The organism is Acidovorax cavernicola, assembly GCF_003581445.1.
In genome coordinates, this window is record NZ_QXMN01000355.1 from 1 (window position 1) to 557 (window position 557).

Below are 557 nucleotides of genomic sequence, written 5' to 3' on the forward strand. Positions count from 1 at the left end.
GCCAACGGCGACCCGCTGCCCAACGACGCGAACGCGCGCCTGCTGTCGGGCGCGATCGAAGGCTCGAACGTCAACTCGGTCGAAAGCATGGTCGGCATGATCGCCGCCTCGCGCCAGTTCGAAACGCAGATGCGCCTGATGCAGACCGCGGAAACCAACGACAAGACTGCCGCGCAACTGCTCAGCATGAACGGATAACCAGGAATTTGCCATGATCAACTCGCTTTTCATCTCCAAGACCGGCATGGAAGCCCAGCAGACCCAGCTGGACGTCATCTCGCACAATCTGGCCAACGTTTCGACCACGGGCTACAAGCGCGCCAACGCGGTCTTCGAAGACCTGATCTACCAGAACCTGCGCCAGGTCGGTGCCCAGACCACCGAAGAGAACCAGCTGCCCACGGGCCTGCACCTGGGCCTGGGCGTGCGCACCGCGGCGACCAGCCGCAACTTCCTGCAGGGCAGCCTGCAGCAATCCAACAACTCGCTCGACGTGGCCATCAACGGCAACGGCTTCTTCGAAGTCACCCAGCCCGACGGCACCACCGCCTATACGC

The 557-nt window shown here is 63.0% G+C and carries 2 protein-coding genes; both read left to right on the forward strand.

Translation table 11 applies throughout. The annotated features are described in order from the left end of the window. Positions 1–198 (forward strand): flagellar basal body rod C-terminal domain-containing protein (locus D3H34_RS33615; protein ID WP_286186600.1); only part of this gene is annotated, 198 nt, incomplete at its 5' end. A 13-nt stretch (positions 199–211) separates the two neighbouring features. After that, positions 212–557: flagellar hook-basal body complex protein (locus D3H34_RS33620; RefSeq protein ID WP_119558932.1), on the forward strand; the 346-nt coding region annotated here is incomplete at its 3' end.